The sequence below is a fragment of the Gordonia sp. DT101 genome (assembly GCF_049844895.1).
Classification (GTDB): domain Bacteria; phylum Actinomycetota; class Actinomycetes; order Mycobacteriales; family Mycobacteriaceae; genus Gordonia.
The window spans coordinates 1-1,176 of record NZ_JBNCLX010000014.1 but is presented as its reverse complement, the minus strand read 5'-3'; the positions used below and the strand labels follow the sequence as shown (position 1 = coordinate 1,176).

The following is a 1,176-nucleotide window of genomic DNA, read 5'->3' as shown; positions in this document are numbered from 1 at the left end:
GTTGGCCGCCGAACTGCATGACCGTCTCGTCGGACCCGAGGAACGGCCGGAGGACATTCTGGTGGTGGACGGGTTCGCCGACTGCGCCGCCCGGGTCGCGTTGGCGTTGAGTGTCTCCCAGCAGGCTGCCGAGCAACTGGTTCGTGAGGCGCTGGCGTTGCGGGATCGGTTGCCGCAGGTGTCCGAGCGGTTACGTGATGGGCAGATCTCCCCGGCTCGGGTGTCCTCGATCATCGCCCGGACCGATCTGCTCGACGGCCACGCCGGTATGGCCGAGGTGGATGGGCAGATCGCCGCCGAACTGGATCTGCATGCCGGGGCGTGGTCGGCCGAACGGCTCCGCGACATGGTCGATCGGATCGTGTTTCGCCAGGATCCGGATGCGGTGCGCGAGGCTCGCCGACGTGCGGTCAACGACCGTCGGGTGTGGACGACGCCGAAGCCGGATGGGATGGGGCAGATGTCGGCGACCATGTCCGCGGAGAACGTGCGCATCGCCGCCGCAGCCGTCAAAGCGCTGGCCGCCGCGGTATGTGAACACGACGAGCGCACCACACAGCAGCGCGCCTCGGACGCGATGTTCGCCCTGCTGTCGGGGACTGTCTTCGAATGCCGGTGCGGGCGCGAGGACTGCACGGCCCGGATCCCGGAGCCGGGCACGGTGCCGCCGGTCGACGCCACCGTGGTCATCCACGTGGTCTGCGACGAAGCCACGCTCACCGGTGAGGCCGAGCATGCCGGGTTCGTCGCCGGACACGGGGTCGTCTCCGATGAACAGGTGCGCGATCTGGCTGCCCGTCCGGACGCGGTGATCAAGCCGCTGGTACCCACGGGCACACCGCAGAATCCGGATGGCACCTTCACCCTGCCCGCGCATCTTCCCTCGGACCCCTATCGGCCGTCGACCGCTCTGGACACCTATGTGCGGGTGCGCGATGGCTACAGCATCGTGCCGGGTAACGCGACCTCCTCCTTTGACGCCGACGTCGAACACGTCCAGGAATATGACCACACCAACCCGGCCGCGGGTGGGCAGACGGTGCCGGAGAATCTGAACATCAAAGACCGGTTCTCCCATGTGCTCAAGACGTTCGGGAACTGGCTCGACGAGCAGTTCCGCGACACACGTGGCCGGTTGCGCACCGAGTTCACCACGCCCGAAGGTCTGGTGATCCC

Annotated in this window: 1 protein-coding gene; it reads left to right on the top strand. The window is 67.6% G+C overall.

Annotated elements, in window-relative coordinates:
* Window positions 1-1,176, top strand: a 1,176-nt coding sequence (locus ACLQ3I_RS23320; protein WP_425805183.1) for a DUF222 domain-containing protein, incomplete at both ends; no start/stop codon positions are given.